General features: G+C 71.0%; 14 protein-coding genes. 7 read left to right on the top strand and 7 right to left on the bottom strand.

What is annotated here, in order from left to right; all coding sequences use genetic code 11:
- Window positions 1-3 precede the first annotated feature (3 nt).
- Together RV986_RS37255 and RV986_RS37250 are read right to left on the bottom strand one after the other, a co-directional pair.
- A complete protein-coding gene (locus tag RV986_RS37255; RefSeq protein ID WP_475921580.1) occupies window positions 4-624 on the bottom strand; it encodes a TetR/AcrR family transcriptional regulator in 621 nt (206 codons plus the stop codon).
- Window positions 625-731: 107 nt separating this feature from the next.
- A complete protein-coding gene (locus tag RV986_RS37250) occupies window positions 732-2,327 on the bottom strand; it encodes an MFS transporter (protein WP_475921579.1) in 1,596 nt (531 codons plus the stop codon).
- A gap of 311 nt (window positions 2,328-2,638) precedes the next feature.
- Here RV986_RS37250 and panB point away from each other — a divergent pair, with 311 nt between their 5' ends.
- From panB to RV986_RS37235, 3 genes are all read left to right on the top strand, one after another.
- Complete coding sequence (gene panB / locus RV986_RS37245; protein ID WP_475921578.1) at window positions 2,639-3,526, top strand: 3-methyl-2-oxobutanoate hydroxymethyltransferase; 888 nt, start codon at window positions 2,639-2,641, stop codon at window positions 3,524-3,526.
- 229 nt (window positions 3,527-3,755) lie between these two features.
- Window positions 3,756-4,784 (top strand): ATP-binding cassette domain-containing protein, encoded by a 1,029-nt coding sequence (locus RV986_RS37240; protein WP_475921577.1) that lies wholly within the window; start codon window positions 3,756-3,758, stop codon window positions 4,782-4,784.
- Window positions 4,781-5,605 (top strand): ABC transporter permease, encoded by an 825-nt coding sequence (locus tag RV986_RS37235; RefSeq protein WP_475921576.1) that lies wholly within the window; start codon window positions 4,781-4,783, stop codon window positions 5,603-5,605. Before RV986_RS37240 ends, RV986_RS37235 begins: the two co-directional genes overlap by 4 nt.
- A gap of 50 nt (window positions 5,606-5,655) precedes the next feature.
- Here the strand turns inward: RV986_RS37235 and RV986_RS37230 are convergent, their stop codons facing one another.
- Window positions 5,656-9,027 carry an AfsR/SARP family transcriptional regulator gene (locus RV986_RS37230; RefSeq protein ID WP_475921575.1) on the bottom strand — a complete coding sequence of 1,124 codons (3,372 nt, stop codon included), beginning with the start codon at window positions 9,025-9,027 and terminating at the stop codon, window positions 5,656-5,658.
- A 191-nt stretch (window positions 9,028-9,218) separates the two neighbouring features.
- Between RV986_RS37230 and RV986_RS37225 the strand changes: the two genes are divergently transcribed.
- Window positions 9,219-10,019 carry a site-2 protease family protein gene (locus RV986_RS37225; RefSeq protein ID WP_475921574.1) on the top strand — a complete coding sequence of 267 codons (801 nt, stop codon included), beginning with the start codon at window positions 9,219-9,221 and terminating at the stop codon, window positions 10,017-10,019.
- Here the strand turns inward: RV986_RS37225 and RV986_RS37220 are convergent.
- The 3 genes from RV986_RS37220 to RV986_RS37210 all read right to left on the bottom strand — a co-directional run bounded on the left by RV986_RS37220 (window position 10,012) and on the right by RV986_RS37210 (window position 12,170).
- Window positions 10,012-10,206, bottom strand: coding sequence for a hypothetical protein (locus RV986_RS37220; RefSeq protein ID WP_475921573.1), 195 nt, complete (start codon window positions 10,204-10,206; stop codon window positions 10,012-10,014). The genes RV986_RS37225 and RV986_RS37220 overlap by 8 nt on opposite strands.
- 123 nt (window positions 10,207-10,329) lie before the next feature.
- Complete coding sequence (gene npdG / locus RV986_RS37215; protein WP_475921572.1) at window positions 10,330-11,034, bottom strand: NADPH-dependent F420 reductase; 705 nt, start codon at window positions 11,032-11,034, stop codon at window positions 10,330-10,332.
- A gap of 47 nt (window positions 11,035-11,081) precedes the next feature.
- On the bottom strand, window positions 11,082-12,170 hold the full coding sequence (locus RV986_RS37210) for a sialidase family protein (RefSeq protein WP_475921571.1): 1,089 nt from the start codon (window positions 12,168-12,170) through the stop codon (window positions 11,082-11,084).
- A 152-nt stretch (window positions 12,171-12,322) separates the two neighbouring features.
- On the opposite strand from RV986_RS37210, the gene RV986_RS37205 reads away from it, so the two are divergent.
- Window positions 12,323-12,925 carry a hypothetical protein gene (locus RV986_RS37205; protein WP_475921570.1) on the top strand — a complete coding sequence of 201 codons (603 nt, stop codon included), beginning with the start codon at window positions 12,323-12,325 and terminating at the stop codon, window positions 12,923-12,925.
- A gap of 39 nt (window positions 12,926-12,964) precedes the next feature.
- Here the strand turns inward: RV986_RS37205 and RV986_RS37200 are convergent, their stop codons facing one another.
- Entirely contained in the window at window positions 12,965-13,195 is a 231-nt protein-coding gene (locus RV986_RS37200; protein WP_475921569.1) for a hypothetical protein, read from the bottom strand.
- Between the two features lie 58 nt (window positions 13,196-13,253).
- Here RV986_RS37200 and map point away from each other — a divergent pair, with 58 nt between their 5' ends.
- Complete coding sequence (gene map / locus RV986_RS37195; protein WP_475921568.1) at window positions 13,254-14,111, top strand: type I methionyl aminopeptidase; 858 nt, start codon at window positions 13,254-13,256, stop codon at window positions 14,109-14,111.
- A 198-nt stretch (window positions 14,112-14,309) separates the two neighbouring features.
- A complete protein-coding gene (locus RV986_RS37190; protein ID WP_475921567.1) occupies window positions 14,310-14,960 on the top strand; it encodes a biliverdin-producing heme oxygenase in 651 nt (216 codons plus the stop codon).
- The last annotated feature ends 12 nt before the right edge of the window (window positions 14,961-14,972 follow it).

Below are 14,972 nucleotides of genomic sequence, written 5' to 3'. Positions count from 1 at the left end.
GAACTACGTCCTGGCGGGGCGCAGTCCCGCGAGCACCGCGTCGACTATCTGCTCCGCGAGATCCTCGGGGAGTTCGGCCTCCGGCCGCAGGACGGCACGTACGAGCATGGGGCCGACGAACAGGTCGTTGAGGAGTTCGATGTCGACGTCGTCGCGGATCTCGCCGTCGCGCTGTCCGCGGCGCAGCACTTCGCAGGTGGTCAGGCGCCGCGGTTCGATGACGTTCGCGTGGTACGCGGCCCAGACCTTGGGGCTGCTCTTCATCTGGGCGTAGACGTTGTGCAGGATCGCCGACGAACGGCTGGCCAGACCCCGTTGGCGCAGCGGCTCCAGAAGGGCGATCAGGTCGGCGCGCAGGGAGGTGCCGGGGAGTTCCGGGTCCGGGGGCTCGGCGGCGCGAAGCACGTCGACGAAGAGTTCCTCCTTGCCGCTCCAGCGGCGGTAGATGGTCGCCTTGCCGACACCGGCGGTGCGGGCCAGTCGTTCGATGGAGATCTCTGCGAGCGGGACGCCGTCCTCCAGGAGCTTCATCGCGCCCTCGATGATGGAGCGTTCCACGGCCTCGCTGCGGGGGCGGCCCCGGGGGGAACCCTCTTGCCTGTCTCGGCTGTCCGCGAGGCTCACGTGTCGCTCCGTTCCTTGTCCTGCCGGGTGGGTTCCTTCTGCTCCACGGCCGTGCGCGGCCTGCGGGGCACCCGGTGCCGTGGGTGCCCACCGCCGCGTACGCCCGGTCAGTGCTCCACCGTGGTCACCAACTCCGGCTGTTCCTTGTCCGGTCCCGGGGCGGGTGGGCGGCCCGGCACGAAGACGGCCACGATCACGGCGCCGACGAGCGCGACGACCGTGCCGCACAGGGCGGTGACGTGCATGGCGTGCAGGAAGGCGTCGTTGGCCGGTCCGACGAGGGCCTCGCCCCGGGGGCCCAGCTCGGCGGCGACGCCGAGGGTGGCTTCGAGGGACTCGCCCGCGGTGTGGCGCAGGCCGGCCGGGAGGACGGTGAGCTTGTCCTCGATGCCGCTGCGGTAGGCCGAGGAGAGGACCGAGCCGAGGACCGCGATGCCGAGGGCTCCGCCGACCTGGCGGAAGACATTGCTGAGGGCGGAGGCGGAGCCCGCCTTCTCGCGCGGCAGGGCTTGCATTATGACGACGCTCGTCGGGGTCATGACGTGTGCCATGCCGGTGCCCATGAGCAGGAAGATGACTTCGAGGAGCCAGATCGGCGTGTCCGCGTCCAGGGTCGCGAAGGCGCCCAGCATCGCGGCGAGCAGCAGCAGGCCCCCGGTGCAGGTGGCCCTGTTGCCGAAGCGGTCGACGGCGAAGCGGGCACGCGGTGCGAAGAAGAGCTGGGCCGCGGCGAGCGGCAGCATCAACAGACCGGTCTTCAGCGGCGAGTAGCCGCGCACGCTCTGGGTGTAGAAGACGGAGAAGAAGGTCACGCCCATCAGCGCGAAGAAGACGAGCGCGATGGCGACGATGGCGGCCGAGAAGACCTTGTTCTTGAAGTAGGTGACGTCGATGGACGGGTGGTCGCTGCGCTTCTCGTAGACGACGAAGCCGACGAGGACGGCGAGGCCGGCTCCGACGGTGGCGAGGACCTTGGCGTCGGTGAAGGAGGCCAGCTGGCCGCCCTTGATGATGCCGTAGACGAGCAGGACGAGTCCGATGACGGAGAGGACGACACCGACCAGGTCCGCGCGGCCGGGGTTCGGGTCGCGGGAGTCCGGGACCAGCCAGAACATCAGGACGAGGGCGAGCAGCACGATCGGCACGTTGATGAGGAAGACCGAGCCCCACCAGAAGTGGTCGAGCAGCACACCGCCGGTGATCGGGCCGATGGCGATGGCGATGCCGACGCCGCCGGCCCAGATGCCGATGGCCCTGGGCTGCTCGTCACGCTCGAAGACGTTCATCAGGACGGCGAGGGTGGCGGGCATCACGAAGGCGGCGCCGAAGCCCATCACCGCGCGGAAGACGATGAGCTGGACCGGCGAACCCGCCTCCGCGGCCAGCGCCGAACCCGTGCCGAACACGGCGAGACCGGCGAGCAGGACTTTTTTGCGCCCGAGCCGGTCGCCGAGAAGGCCCGCGGTGAAGAGCAGCCCGGCGAAGACGAGCGTGTAGGCGTTGATGGCCCACTCCAACTCGCTCTGGGTGGCGCCGAGTCCGGTGGGCGCCGGGGTCGAGATCGTCTTGATGGCGACGTTGAGGATCGAGTTGTCCAGCACCACGATCAACAGGCTGAGCATGAGCACGCCGAGAATGACCCAGCGGCGCCGATGCACCGCTTCGGAGACGCGCCGTTCGGCGTGGGCAGCGGGAGTTGTCATGGAGCAGACCCTAGCGATATTCGATACGGAACCGTCTCGTATCGTAAGTCCTTTACAGAGACCTTACGAAGAAATCGGAGATCCGAGGAGAACGGAGATCCGAGGAGAACGGAGATCCGAGGAGATCGTAGGTCCGAGGAAAACGGAGATCCGGGACGCCTCGCGAACAGATCTGGGGCGAAACCTAGAAGTGGGGACGCGAGACGTACGTCGCCCGCCCCGCTCTGGCCCCCGGTGGCACGAGGTGCCACCATGTAGGGGATCCGGGGACGCCGTCAGGGCGCCTCGAGATGACAGAAGGAGCCGTTGCGATGACGCAGCTTTCGGCTGCCCCGAAGCAGCCCGGACAGGGCGTGCGGGCGACCACCGACAGCAGCAAGGCGCTGTACGGGGGCAAGAGCACCCGCCGCATCACGGTCCGCGACATCACCGCCGCCAAGGAGCGCGGCGAGAAGTGGCCGATGCTCACCGCGTACGACGCGATGACCGCGTCCGTCTTCGACGAGGCCGGCATCCCGGTCATGCTGGTCGGCGACTCGGCGGGCAACTGCCACCTGAGGTACGAGTCGACCGTCCCCGTCACCCTCGACGAGATGGCGATGCTGTCCGCCGCCGTCGTACGGGGCACCAGCCGCGCCCTGATCGTCGGCGACCTGCCCTTCGGTTCGTACCAGGAGGGCCCGGTCCAGGCCCTGCGCTCGGCCACCCGGCTGGTCAAGGAGGCCGGGGTCGGCGCGGTGAAGCTGGAGGGCGGCGAGCGCTCGCACCGCCAGATCGAGCTGCTCGTGGAGTCCGGCATCCCCGTCATGGCGCACATCGGCCTGACCCCGCAGTCCGTGAACGCCATGGGCTACCGCGTCCAGGGCCGCGGCGAGGAGGCCGCCCAGCAGCTGCTGCGCGACGCCAAGGCGGTCCAGGACGCGGGCGCGTTCGCGGTCGTCCTGGAGCTGGTCCCGGCGGAGCTGGCCGCCGAGGTCACCCGCACGCTGCACATCCCGACCGTCGGCATCGGCGCCGGCCCGGAGACCGACGCGCAGGTCCTGGTGTGGACCGACATGCTCGGCCTCACCGGCGGCAAGGTGCCGAAGTTCGTCAAGAAGTACGCCGATCTGCGCGAGGTCATGGGCAACGCGGCGCGGGCGTTCGCGGACGACGTCGTCGGCGGAACGTTCCCTCTTGAGGAACACTCCGTCCACTGAGCCGAACCGGCCGGGCGCCTGACGGCCACTGAGCCACTGCGGCAACACGACAGCCCGCCGAACATCCCCCGTCGGCGGGCTGTCGCCGTTCTCGCGCGGCTCACTCATGGCTCACTCACGACTCACTCACGACTCACGCGCGAACGTCAGTCGGCGATATATCGGCGATCGTACGGCTCTGTAGGCGACCTGTCGGTGGTTTGTCGGTGGGCGCTGACACCTTGTGGGCATGACGCACATCGACAAGAACCCCGGCAGCGGCGCCAAGAACGCCGTCACCGTGCGGGGGCTGGTCAAACACTACGGCGAGACCAAGGCACTGGACGGCGTGGACCTCGACGTCCGCGAAGGCACCGTCCGCGGAGTCCTGGGTCCCAACGGCGCAGGCAAGACCACCCTCGTACGCATCCTGTCCACCCTCATCACCCCCGACGCCGGCCGGGCCACCGTCGCCGGCTACGACGTGCTCAAGCAGCCCCGCCAGCTCCGCCGCGTGATCGGCCTGACCGGCCAGTACGCCTCGGTCGACGAGAAGCTCCCCGGCTGGGAGAACCTGTACATGATCGGGCGGCTGCTCGACCTGCCCCGCAAGGAGGCCCGCCGGCGTGCCGACGAGCTCCTGGAGCGCTTCTCGCTCACCGAGGCGGCCAAGCGCCCGGCGTCCACGTACTCCGGCGGTATGCGCCGCCGCCTCGACCTCGCCGCCTCCATGATCGGCAGCCCGTCCGTGCTGTACCTGGACGAGCCGACCACCGGCCTCGACCCGCGCACCCGCAACGAGGTGTGGAAGGAGGTCAAGCGGATGGTCGCGGACGGCGCCACCGTGCTGCTCACCACCCAGTACATGGAGGAGGCCGAGCAACTGGCCTCCGAGCTGACGGTCATCGACCGCGGCAAGGTCATCGCCAACGGCCGGATCGACGAGCTGAAGGCGAAGGTCGGCGGCCGTACGCTGCGGATCCGCCCGGTGGACCCGCTGGAACTGCGTCCGCTGGCCGCGATGTTCGACGAGCTGGGCCTCACCGGCCTCGCCATGACGAGCGTGGACACCGAGACCGGCAGTGTGCTGGTCCCGATCCTCAGCGACGAGCAGCTGACCGCCGTGGTCTGCGCGGTCAGCGCGCGCGGCATCACGATCGGCTCCATCACCACCGAACTGCCCAGCCTGGACGAGGTGTTCCTGTCCCTCACCGGCCACAAGGCCAGTGCCCCGCAGGACGAGACCCCCGCCCGCGTCCACGAGGAGGTCTCCGTATGAGCACCGCCGTCGCCGAAGCCCCGCTCGCCGCACAGGGCGATCCCCGTATCTCGCCCCGTGCGCACGCACGCCACATCGGCGCTCTCGTCCGCCGCAATCTGCTGTGGATCCGCCAGGACCCGGAGTCGATGTTCGACGCCGTCCTGATGCCGGTCGTCTTCACCCTGCTGTTCGTGTACGTCTTCGGCGGTTCCATCGGACAGTCGCTGGGCGGCGGGCAGGACGCGTACGTGCAGTACGTGGTGCCCGGTCTGATGGCGATGACGGCCATGAACATCGCGACGGCCGTCGGCACCGGATTCAACGAGGACTTCCAGAAGGGGGTGATGGACCGCTTCCGCACCCTGCCGATCGGCCAGGGCTCGGTGCTCTTCGCCAAGATCGTGGTGGAACTGCTGCGGATGCTCGTCGCGACGACGATCCTCCTGGTCGTCGGTGTGCTGGTCGGCTTCGACATCACGAACTGGCCGGGCCTGTTCGCCTCCGTGGGGCTCTCCGTGCTCTTCGGCTCCTCCCTGATGTGGATCTTCCTGGTCCTCGGGGTGACGATGAAGAACGCGCAGTCCGTGCAGGCGATGGGATTCCTGGTGCTGATGCCCCTGCAGTTCGGTTCGTCGATCTTCTCGCCGACCGGGACCATGCCCGGCTGGCTGCAGAACTTCACCGACTACAACCCGCTGTCCGCGCTCGCGGACACCACGCGCGGCCTGATGGTGGGCGGCCCGGTCACCCACAACCTGTTGGTGACCCTGGCCTGGACGGCGGGCCTCACCCTGGTGATGGCACCGATCGCCATCCACAAGTTCCGTACGAAGAGCTGACACACGAAGAGCCGACTTTCGCCCCCTGGGTCGGGAGAGCCCACGGTGCGTCAGACAAGGGCGGCGGCCTCCTCCAGGGAGAGCCCGCCGCCCTCGGCGTATGCGGCCTCGTACGTCGCGTCGTCCAGCAGGACCCGTACGCCGGCCTCCGCCTGGGCGCGCACCTCGCCCTCCATCGAGCCCACGAAGTGGCCGGGCGGCAGTAACCCGTCGGCGGCGCCGAGCAGCACGGCCGCGTCGCGGACGCGCCGACCGCCGTCCAGGCCCGTCAGGGCCATGGCCGCGGTGGTCAGATGCCCGGAGGTCAGGTGCGGCGCGATCATCTGCGCCAGGGGGTCGCCCGACCGGGCCAACGCCTGCCGTGCCTTCTCCAGCGCGGCCTCGTGCAGTCCTTCGAGCACGTCCAGCCAGGCCTCGACTCCCAGGACGAAGCCGTCGAAGACCACGAAGGTGACGGCTTCGAAGTTCGCACGCAGCAGGCGCATCTGCTCGCGCGCCTCGGCGATCCGGCCGGAGCGGCCCAGCCACATCGACAGGAACAGCCGGGAGGCGGGCATGGCCTCGTTGTAGGTGCCCTCGCCCCGGGCCAGGACCTCGCGCAGCATCCGCTCGCCGCGCTCGGTCTCGCCGGACTCGATGAGCACGCTGCCGAGCCGTGCGCTGAGTACCGCCGTCTGGGCGTGCGCGCCGAGCCGTTCGGCGTACGTCATCGCCTCCGCGAAGTCGGCCGCGGCGAGATCGAACGCGCCCCGGCTCTCCCGGGCCTCGCCACGGGCGGAGAGCGCCTCGGCGACGCCCCAGGCGTCCCCGAGCCGGGTGAAGAGCTCCAGCGCCTCGTCGGCGTCCCGGGTCGCGTCGCCCGCCCAGGAGGCGCGGTTGGCGAGGATGTTGGCGCGCACGTGGAGTACGACGGCCAGTTCCCAGGTGTAGCCGAGTTCGCGGCAGGCGCGGACGGTCTCGTCGATGACGGTGCGCAACCGGTCGATGTCGCCGGTCATGACCACGGCGTAGAACCAGAGGTTGCCGGGGCTGCGGCAGGTCTGCGGCAGCCCCGGGCGGTAGACCTCGCTGATGACGCGCAGTTTCCGTTTGGCCTCCGGGGTCTCCCAGGTCGCCATGTCCATGTCCATGCAGGCGAGATGGACGAGGTGGACACCGCGGCGGGCCTCTTCGAGGAGCTCGGGGCGCATCGGCGGCGGGGCGGCCGTGCAGCTTTCGAGCAGCGGGACGGCCGGCCGTACGGGCTCGTCGAAGGGGTCCGGGCCGAGGGCCATGACCTCGCGGGACCAGTGGCGGACCATCAGCCGCAGATCGCGCATCTGCCAGTACCAGGCCAGGGAGAGGACCAGGCAGAGCGCCTCCTGCTCGTCCCGCGCGGCGACGGCGTGCTGGAGGGCGGCACGGAGGTTCTCCGACTCCCGCTCCAGCCGTTCGATCGCGGTGCGCTGGCCCGGGCCGCGCAGTTCGGGGTCGGTGGTGCGGGCGAGTTCGCGGTAGTACGTGAGGTGGGCGCGTTCGGCGGCGGGCCGCTGCCCGGCCTCGTCGAGCCGCTCCTCCGCGTACTCGCCGACCGTCTCCAGGAGCCGGTAGCGCATCTCGCCGTCCCCCGAGGGGGCGGCGACAACGAGGGACTTGTCGACGAGCGAGCCGAGCACCTCCAGGGCTGCCGGGCCGCAGACGGCCTCGGCGGCGGCGAGGTCGCAGCCGCCCGCGAAGACGGACAGCCGGCGCAGGACGTCCCGCTCGTCCGCGTCGAGGAGGTCCCAGGACCAGTCGACGACGGCCCGCAGGGTCTGCTGGCGCGGCAGGACCGTACGGCTGCCGGAGGTCAGCAGGCGGAACCGGTCGTCGAGCCGGTCGGCGATCTGGCGCGGGGTGAGCATCCGCAGCCGGGCGGCGGCGAGTTCGATGGCGAGCGGCAGGCCGTCGAGGCGGCGGCAGATCTCGGCGGCGGCTTCGAGGTCGTCCTCGACGGTGAAACCGGGCCGGGCGGAGGCCCCCCGGTCGGCGAGCAGCCGCAGCGCGAACGGTTCCGGCAGCGGCTCCACGGGGCGCAGCAACTCCCCCGGTACGCCGAGGGGTTCGCGACTGGTGGCCAGTACGGTCAGCCCCGGGCACCGCTCCAGCAGCTTCTCCGCCAGTTGTGCGGCGGCGTCCACGACGTGCTCGCAGTTGTCGAGGACGATCAGCATGCGGCGCCTGGCGCAGTGCTCGGCGAGCCGCTGGAGGGGGTCGTCGTGCCGGTCGGCGACGGCCCGCATCTCCTCGGCACCGGCGCCGCGCAGCACGGTCTCGCGGGCTCCGACGGCGGTGAGCACGGCCTCGGGCACGGCCTTCGGGTCGTCGACGGGCGCGAGCTCGGCCAGCCATACGCCGTCCGGCGCCATGTGCGCCACGGCCTCCGCCGCCTCCTGCGACAACCGGGTCTTGCCGGCGCCGCCCGGTCCGAGCAGCGTCACGAGCCGCGCCGCCGCCAGGTCCTCCCGGATGGTGTCGATGTCGGCCTGCCGCCCGACGAAGGAGGTGAGCCGGGCGCGGAGGTTGCCCGGGCGGTGGGACGCGGAGTTCCGGGCGTACGACGCGGAGCCGGGGGTGCGCGCCGCGTCACCGCCCGGCGCGGGGGCGCCGGGTGCCGCGAGGGCCCCGCCGGCGGCCCCGCGATCGGCGCCGTGATCGACGCCGTGATCGACGCCGGCCGGGCGGAGCAGCTCTGTGTGCAGGGCGCGCAGTTCGGGGCCCGGGTCGGAGCCCAGGCGGTCGGCCAGCAGCTCCCGGATGAGCTCGTAGGCGGCGAGGGCCTCGGCGGAGCGGCCGGCGTCGCGCAGGGCGCGCAGCCGCAGGGCGTGCAGGGGCTCGTCCAGGGGGTGGAGGTCGCACAGGGCGATGAGCTCGGGCAGCGACTGTTCGGCGTGGCCGAGGGCGAGGGCCGCGGTGAGGCGGGCGCGGTGCACGTCGAGGCGGCGGGTGTCCCAGCGGACGGACTCGGCGGTGCGGTCCGGGAGGTCGGCGAGGGCCGGGCCGTGCCACAGGCCGAGGGCGTCGTCGAGGACCGCGGCCGCCTTCGCGGGGTCGCCGTCGGCGAGCGCACGGGTGCCCTCGCCCGCGAGCCGCTCGAAACGGTGCAGGTCGATGTCGTCGGCGTTCGCGGCGAGCCGGTACCCGCCGTCCGCCGAGTCCACCGCGGCCGGGCCGAGCGCCCTGCGCAGCCGCCCGACCAGGGCCTGCAGTGCCCCGCTCGCGTCGGCGGGCGGATCGCCGCCCCACACCTCGTCGACCAGCACGGCGGCGGGCACGGTCCGGCCGGGCCGCAGCGCGAGCACGGTCAGCAGGGCACGCAGTCGCGTCCCGCCGACCGCGACGGGGGTGCCGTCGGGACGGAGTGCCTGGGTGGTTCCGAGGATGCGGTAGCGCACGGGGTCCATTGTCTCCGGTGGGCGTGGTGTCGGGTGCGGGGTCCGGGGCAGGGTTCCAGGGGCGGGGCCCGGTACGGGGAAGCTCCCCCCGAAGGACCCCCACCTTCTCCGGAACCAATGGCCGATCGCGAGACGTTTTCCCCGTGCGCCCGGTACGGTCGGGCAGGCCCAGCACCATGCGTACCAGTACAGGGAGCCCCATGACCACCGCCGCTTCCCGTCGCAGCAGCGACCGGAGGATCAGCCCCGTCTTCGTCGGGATCGTGGCCGTGATGGCGGTGACCGGGTGGGCGACGTGGAGCGGGTTCGCCGAGCAGCCCGGTGTGGCCGTGTTCCTCTTCGTCACCGCCGCGTGGATCGTCTCGCTCTGTCTGCACGAGTACGCGCACGCGCGCACCGCCCTGCACAGCGGTGACATCTCGATCGGCGCGAAGGGCTATCTGACGCTCAACCCGCTGAAGTACACGCACGCGCTGCTGAGCATCGTGCTGCCGGTGATATTCGTGATCATGGGCGGGATCGGTCTGCCGGGCGGGGCGGTCTTCATCGAGCGGAACAGGATCCAGGGACGCTGGAAGCACAGTCTGATCTCGGCGGCGGGTCCTCTGACGAACGTGCTGTTCGCCGTCGTGTGCACGGCCCCGTTCTGGTTGCACGCCCTGGACGGCGTGCCGCGCGACTTCCAGTACGCGCTGGCGTTCCTCGCGCTGCTCCAGGTCACGGCCGCGCTCCTGAACTTCCTGCCGGTGCCGGGCCTGGACGGCTACGGCGTGATCGAGCCCTGGCTGTCGTACAACGTCAAGCGCCAGGTGGAGCCGTTCGCCCCGTTCGGCCTGCTGTTCGTGTTCGCGGTGCTGTGGATCCCGTCGGTGAACTCGGCGTTCTTCGATGTGATCGACTCGATCCTGAACAGCCTGGGGATCAACGAGATCCAGACGTACTGCGGTCAGGAGTTCTACCGCTTCTGGCAGGGCACCAACGAGTTCTGCGCGGTCAGCTGACGGACCTGCCGCGCCGCGCGTAGTACCAGGTCATGTTGGACGACAGCCCGGCCAGCAGCACCCACACGATCCCCAGCCAGTTGCCCTGCACGAAGGAGACGACGGCCGCGGCGACGGAGAGCAGACAGACGGCGAGGGCGTAAAGGGCGAGGCGCCGGGGCTGGGCGGGTGGGGGCAAGGGGGGCATGGGGGGCGTCTCCTGTCGGGACAGTTCGGACAAGGTCGTACGGCGTCGCACACGGTCGTACGAGGTCGCACGGCGTCGTACGGCGTCGTACGGCGTCCAGTGTCCCCCATGCCCGTACGCCCGCTATACGTCCGTCACCCGCAGGCCCGCATGGGCCTTGTAGCGCCGGTTCACGGAGATCAGGTTCGCGACCAGCGACTCCACCTGGTGGGCGTTGCGCAGCCGGCCCGCGAAGACGCCGCGCATGCCGGGGATGCGCCCGGCGAGCGCCTGCACGATCTCGACGTCCGGGCGCTGTTCGCCGAGGACCATCACATCGGTGTCGATCTCCTCGATCTCCGGGTCCTGGAGGAGGACCGCCGAGAGGTGGTGGAAGGCGGCCGCGACCCGCGAGTCCGGCAGCAGGGCGGCGGCCTGTTCGGCGGCGCTGCCCTCCTCCGGCTTCAGGGCGTAGGCGCCCTGCTTGTCGAAGCCGAGCGGGTTGACGCAGTCGACGACGAGCTTGCCGGCCAGTTCCTCGCGCAGCGACTCCAGGGTCGCGCCGTGCCCGTCCCACGGTACGGCGACGATCACGACGTCGCTGCGCCGCGCGCACTCGGCGTTGTCGGCGCCCTCGACACCGTGGCCCAGTTCCTCGGCGGCGGTCCGCGCGCGGTCCGCGGCACGCGAACCGATGATCACCTTCTGGCCGGCCCTGGCGAGCCGGTAGGCGAGGCCCTTGCCCTGCGGGCCGGTGCCGCCGAGCACGCCGACGACGAGCCCGGACACGTCGGGAAGGTCCCAGGGGTCCTTCGCGGGGGCCTTCTGTGCACTGTCAGTAGAGGTCATGAAGCCGACTTTACGTGCGCTGATCCCGTCTCGGGGGCTTCGGGGGCTCAGGCGAGCGCGGTCACCGGGATGCGGCGGAAGGTGATCGTCTCGTACGGCCCGAAGTCACCCGTCTCGTAGAGGAGCCCCACGGTCGTCGCGTCCGCACGGACGAGGTCGGAGTAGGCGGCGGGCAGTCCGTCGACCGTGTGCGCGGGCCGCCAGGTGGTGCCGCCGTCGGCGGAGGCGCGGATGGTCATCAGGGCGCGGGCGGCGGGGTCGGCCGGGCCCGAGTAGAGCAGCAGGTCGGGGTCGCGGAGCTGGAGCAGGCTGCCCTGGACGACGGGGGTGACCAGGCCCGCCTGCGGCCGGAAGGGTGTGACCAGGCTCCCGCCGCCGTCCTCGGAGTGGGCGTCGGCGCGGTTGCCGGGCGACCGGGAGTCGTTGCGGGTGTTGAGGTAGACGCGCCCGTCGGGGAGTTCGGCGGCGGTCGTCTCGTTGGCGTTGACGTATCCGTCGGTGTTCTCGTCGACGTATCCGAGGGACCAGGTCGCGCCGCGGTCGTCGCTGAGCAGGCAGTGACCGCTGTTGTACTTCGGCTCGGTGCCGGTGTCGGTGCCGGCCGGCGGCACGGTGTGGTTGCCGGGGACGAGCACCCGGCCGGTGGTGAGCTGAAGGGCGTGCCCGGGAGTGGTCGCGTACCACCGCCAGTCCGTCCTCTTCACCTGCCCGGTGATCTCCTTCGGGGCGGACCAGGTGACACCGTCGTCGTCGCTGTGCTGCACCCATACGCGGCGCCCGTCCGCGGGCCCCACCGTGCCGCGCAGGATGGCGTCCTCGGTCGCGTCGGCCGCGGCGCGGACGTGTACGAGCAGGATCCGGCCGGTGTCGAGGACGACGGGGGCGGGGTTGCCCGCGAGGTCGTTCCCGTTCCGGGCGGCGATCTGCAGCGGGCCCCAGGTGCGGCCGCCGTCCATGGACCGTTTCAGGACGATGTCGATGTGGCCGTGGTCCGCGGCGGAGTCGACTCTGCCCTCGCAGAAGGCGAGCAGAGCGGGGCCGGCGGTGGGGGTGGCGGTGCGCGTGGCGACGACGGCGGGGATGCGGAAGGAGGCATAGCCCTCCTGGCCCGCGCGGAAGGGAATGCTGGTGGTCACACCCGTGGCTGCGATGGTTCCCGTTGGCCCTGTGGGCTGCGTGGACTCCGTTGTCTCCGTTGACTCCGTCATGCGGCGGGATCTGCCCCACTTGGGCGAATTCATGCCGAACTCCACCTGACGGGTGGCGGGTTGCGGCAGGATGCGTGCGCATGGATGCCGTACGGGTCGCGTTGTTGCGGGAAGTCCTCGCCGGGACCGAGTGGCTGGGGGCCACGCGGCGGTTCGCGGGGGGCCTGAGGGGGTCCGTGGTGTCGTACGGGGGCGGGCTGCTGCTCGTGGGCACGGCGGAGTACGAACCGTGGCACCTGGCCGCGCATCTGGTGGACGAGGCGGCCTGGTCGGGGACGCCGGAGCTGTCGCCGACGCTGGTACGGCACGGGGCGCGGGCCTCGGACCCGGCCCACCTCGCGGTCGGCCTCGGCCGTATCGAGGCCGCGCGGCGCGGGGAGACCCTGCTCGTGGTGTCGCCCGCCGCGCCCGGGGCGCCGCTTCTGGAGCGGATCCACGACGCCCGGCGGGCCGGGGCGACCGTGCTCGCGCTCGACGCCGGGGACCGCGAACTGGGGGCGTTGGCGCACGAGTCGCTGACCGTGCCGCCGGATCAGGAACTCGACCTCGACACCGTGCAGCACCTGGTCAGCGCGGCGGCCGGGGAGAACTCCCTGCCCTCGCCCCGGGGGCGCCGCCGTTTCCGCGACCGGCTCTCCCGGCTCGCGGACCAGCTGACGGCTCCTCCGGCGGCGAGGTGGTAGGCACCGCCGGGGGCGGGTTCACCGTCTCGCCGGGGGCGTTCAGTTGTCGTCCGGGCTCGGGCCCGTCGCGTCGTGCCACTTGGGGTCGGTCTCCCATTCGAGGTTCCGCTCCTGCGCGATCTCCATCGCGTGTTCGGCCTCCTCACGGGAGGTGTACGGGCCGAAGCGGTCCTTGGCGGGGCACTCGGGGCCCTCCTCGACCTTCTTGTGGACGAGGCAGTAGTACCACTCGCCGGGCTTCCCGACGGTGCGCTTCTTGAAGAGGGCCATGACCGGCTCCTTTCGCCACGGACATGGTGCCCCATGCCCGCTGGTTAGACTCGCTGGCATGTCTGGCCAGTCGCTGCTCGTACCAGGAGAGCTCTCTCCCACCCGCCCCGTCCCGGGAAACATCAGGCGCCCCGAGTACGTGGGAAAGCCCGCACCCACGCCGTACACCGGCCCGGAGGTGCAGACCCCCGAGACGATCGAGGCGATGCGGATCGCCGGGCGCATCGCCGCGCAGGCGATGGCCGAGGCCGCGAAGCTGATCGCGCCCGGCGTCACCACGGACGAGCTGGACCGGGTCGCACACGCGTACATGTGCGACCACGGCGCCTACCCCTCCACGCTCGGTTACCGCGGTTTCCCCAAGTCGCTGTGCACCTCCGTCAACGAGGTCATCTGCCACGGCATCCCCGACTCCACGGTCCTGCGGGACGGCGACATCATCAACCTCGACGTGACGGCGTACATCGGCGGCGTCCACGGCGACAACAACGCCACGTACCTCGTCGGAGACGTCGACGAGGAGTCCCGGCTGCTCGTCGAACGGACCCGGGAGTCGCTCAACCGCGCGATCAAGGCGGTGAAGCCGGGCCGGCAGATCAACATCATCGGCCGCGTGATCGAGTCGTACGCCAAGCGCTTCGGGTACGGGGTGGTGCGGGACTTCACGGGGCACGGGATCAACTCCTCGTTCCACTCCGGGCTGATCATCCCGCACTACGACAGCCCGCACGCGACGACCGTCATCCAGCCCGGGATGACCTTCACGATCGAGCCGATGCTCACGCTCGGCACGCACGACTACGACATGTGGGACGACGGGTGGACCGTCGTGACGAAGGACCGCAGGCGGACGGCGCAGTTCGAGCACACGCTGGCCGTCACGGAGACCGGCGCGGAGATTCTTACGCTGCCGTAGCCGTTCCCCCGCTCGGGGGTACTCACGTTCGAAGCCCGCCCTGTCGCGTCTGTCCACAGGGCGGGCTTCTTCGTGGTCCAGCCGGGTACGTTCGGGGTAGGTTTTTACCGACAGGATGTCGGGAAACCTGTTGACTTAGGTAAGCCTAACCATAGAAGATTCTGAGTGGTTCTCGTCCTCTTCGGCACCGGAGGTCTCATGACTACGGCGTTCTCGACGCTCATCCGCACCGCCTCGCACGAGCTGCACACGGAGGCGAACACCTCGACGTTCATGAGCGACCTGCTCGGCGGCCGGCTCGGTGTCGACGCGTACGCGCGCTACATCGAGCAGCTGTGGTTCGTGTACGAGGCGCTGGAGGCGGACACCGGGCGGTTGGCGTCCGATCCGGTGGCCGGCCCGTTCATCCGGCCCGAGCTGCTGCGCCGCACCGCGCTGGAACAGGACCTCGCGCATCTGCGGGGCCCCGACTGGCGGGACACGCTCACCGCGCTGCCCGCCACCGAGGCGTACGCGGCGCGTGTCACCGAGTGCGCGCGCACCTGGCCCGGCGGCTTTGTCGCCCACCACTACACCCGCTACCTCGGCGACCTCTCCGGCGGCCAGATCATCCGGGGCAGGGCGGAGCAGACCTGGGGCTTCGCGAGGAAGGGCGACGGCGTGCGCTTCTATGTCTTCGAGGACATCGCCAACCCGGCGGCGTTCAAGCGGGAGTATCGGGAGCTTCTGGACGGGGTGCGGGCGGACGACCTGGAGAAGCAGCGGATCGTCGCCGAGTGCAAGCGGGCGTTCACCCTCAACACGGCGGTCTTCCACGCCCTGGGCGAGGAGTTCCCCCTCACGGCCTGACCCACCCCGGGG

This window comes from Streptomyces sp. RLA012, assembly GCF_056270325.1.
This window is presented reverse-complemented; position numbering and strand designations above follow the sequence as displayed.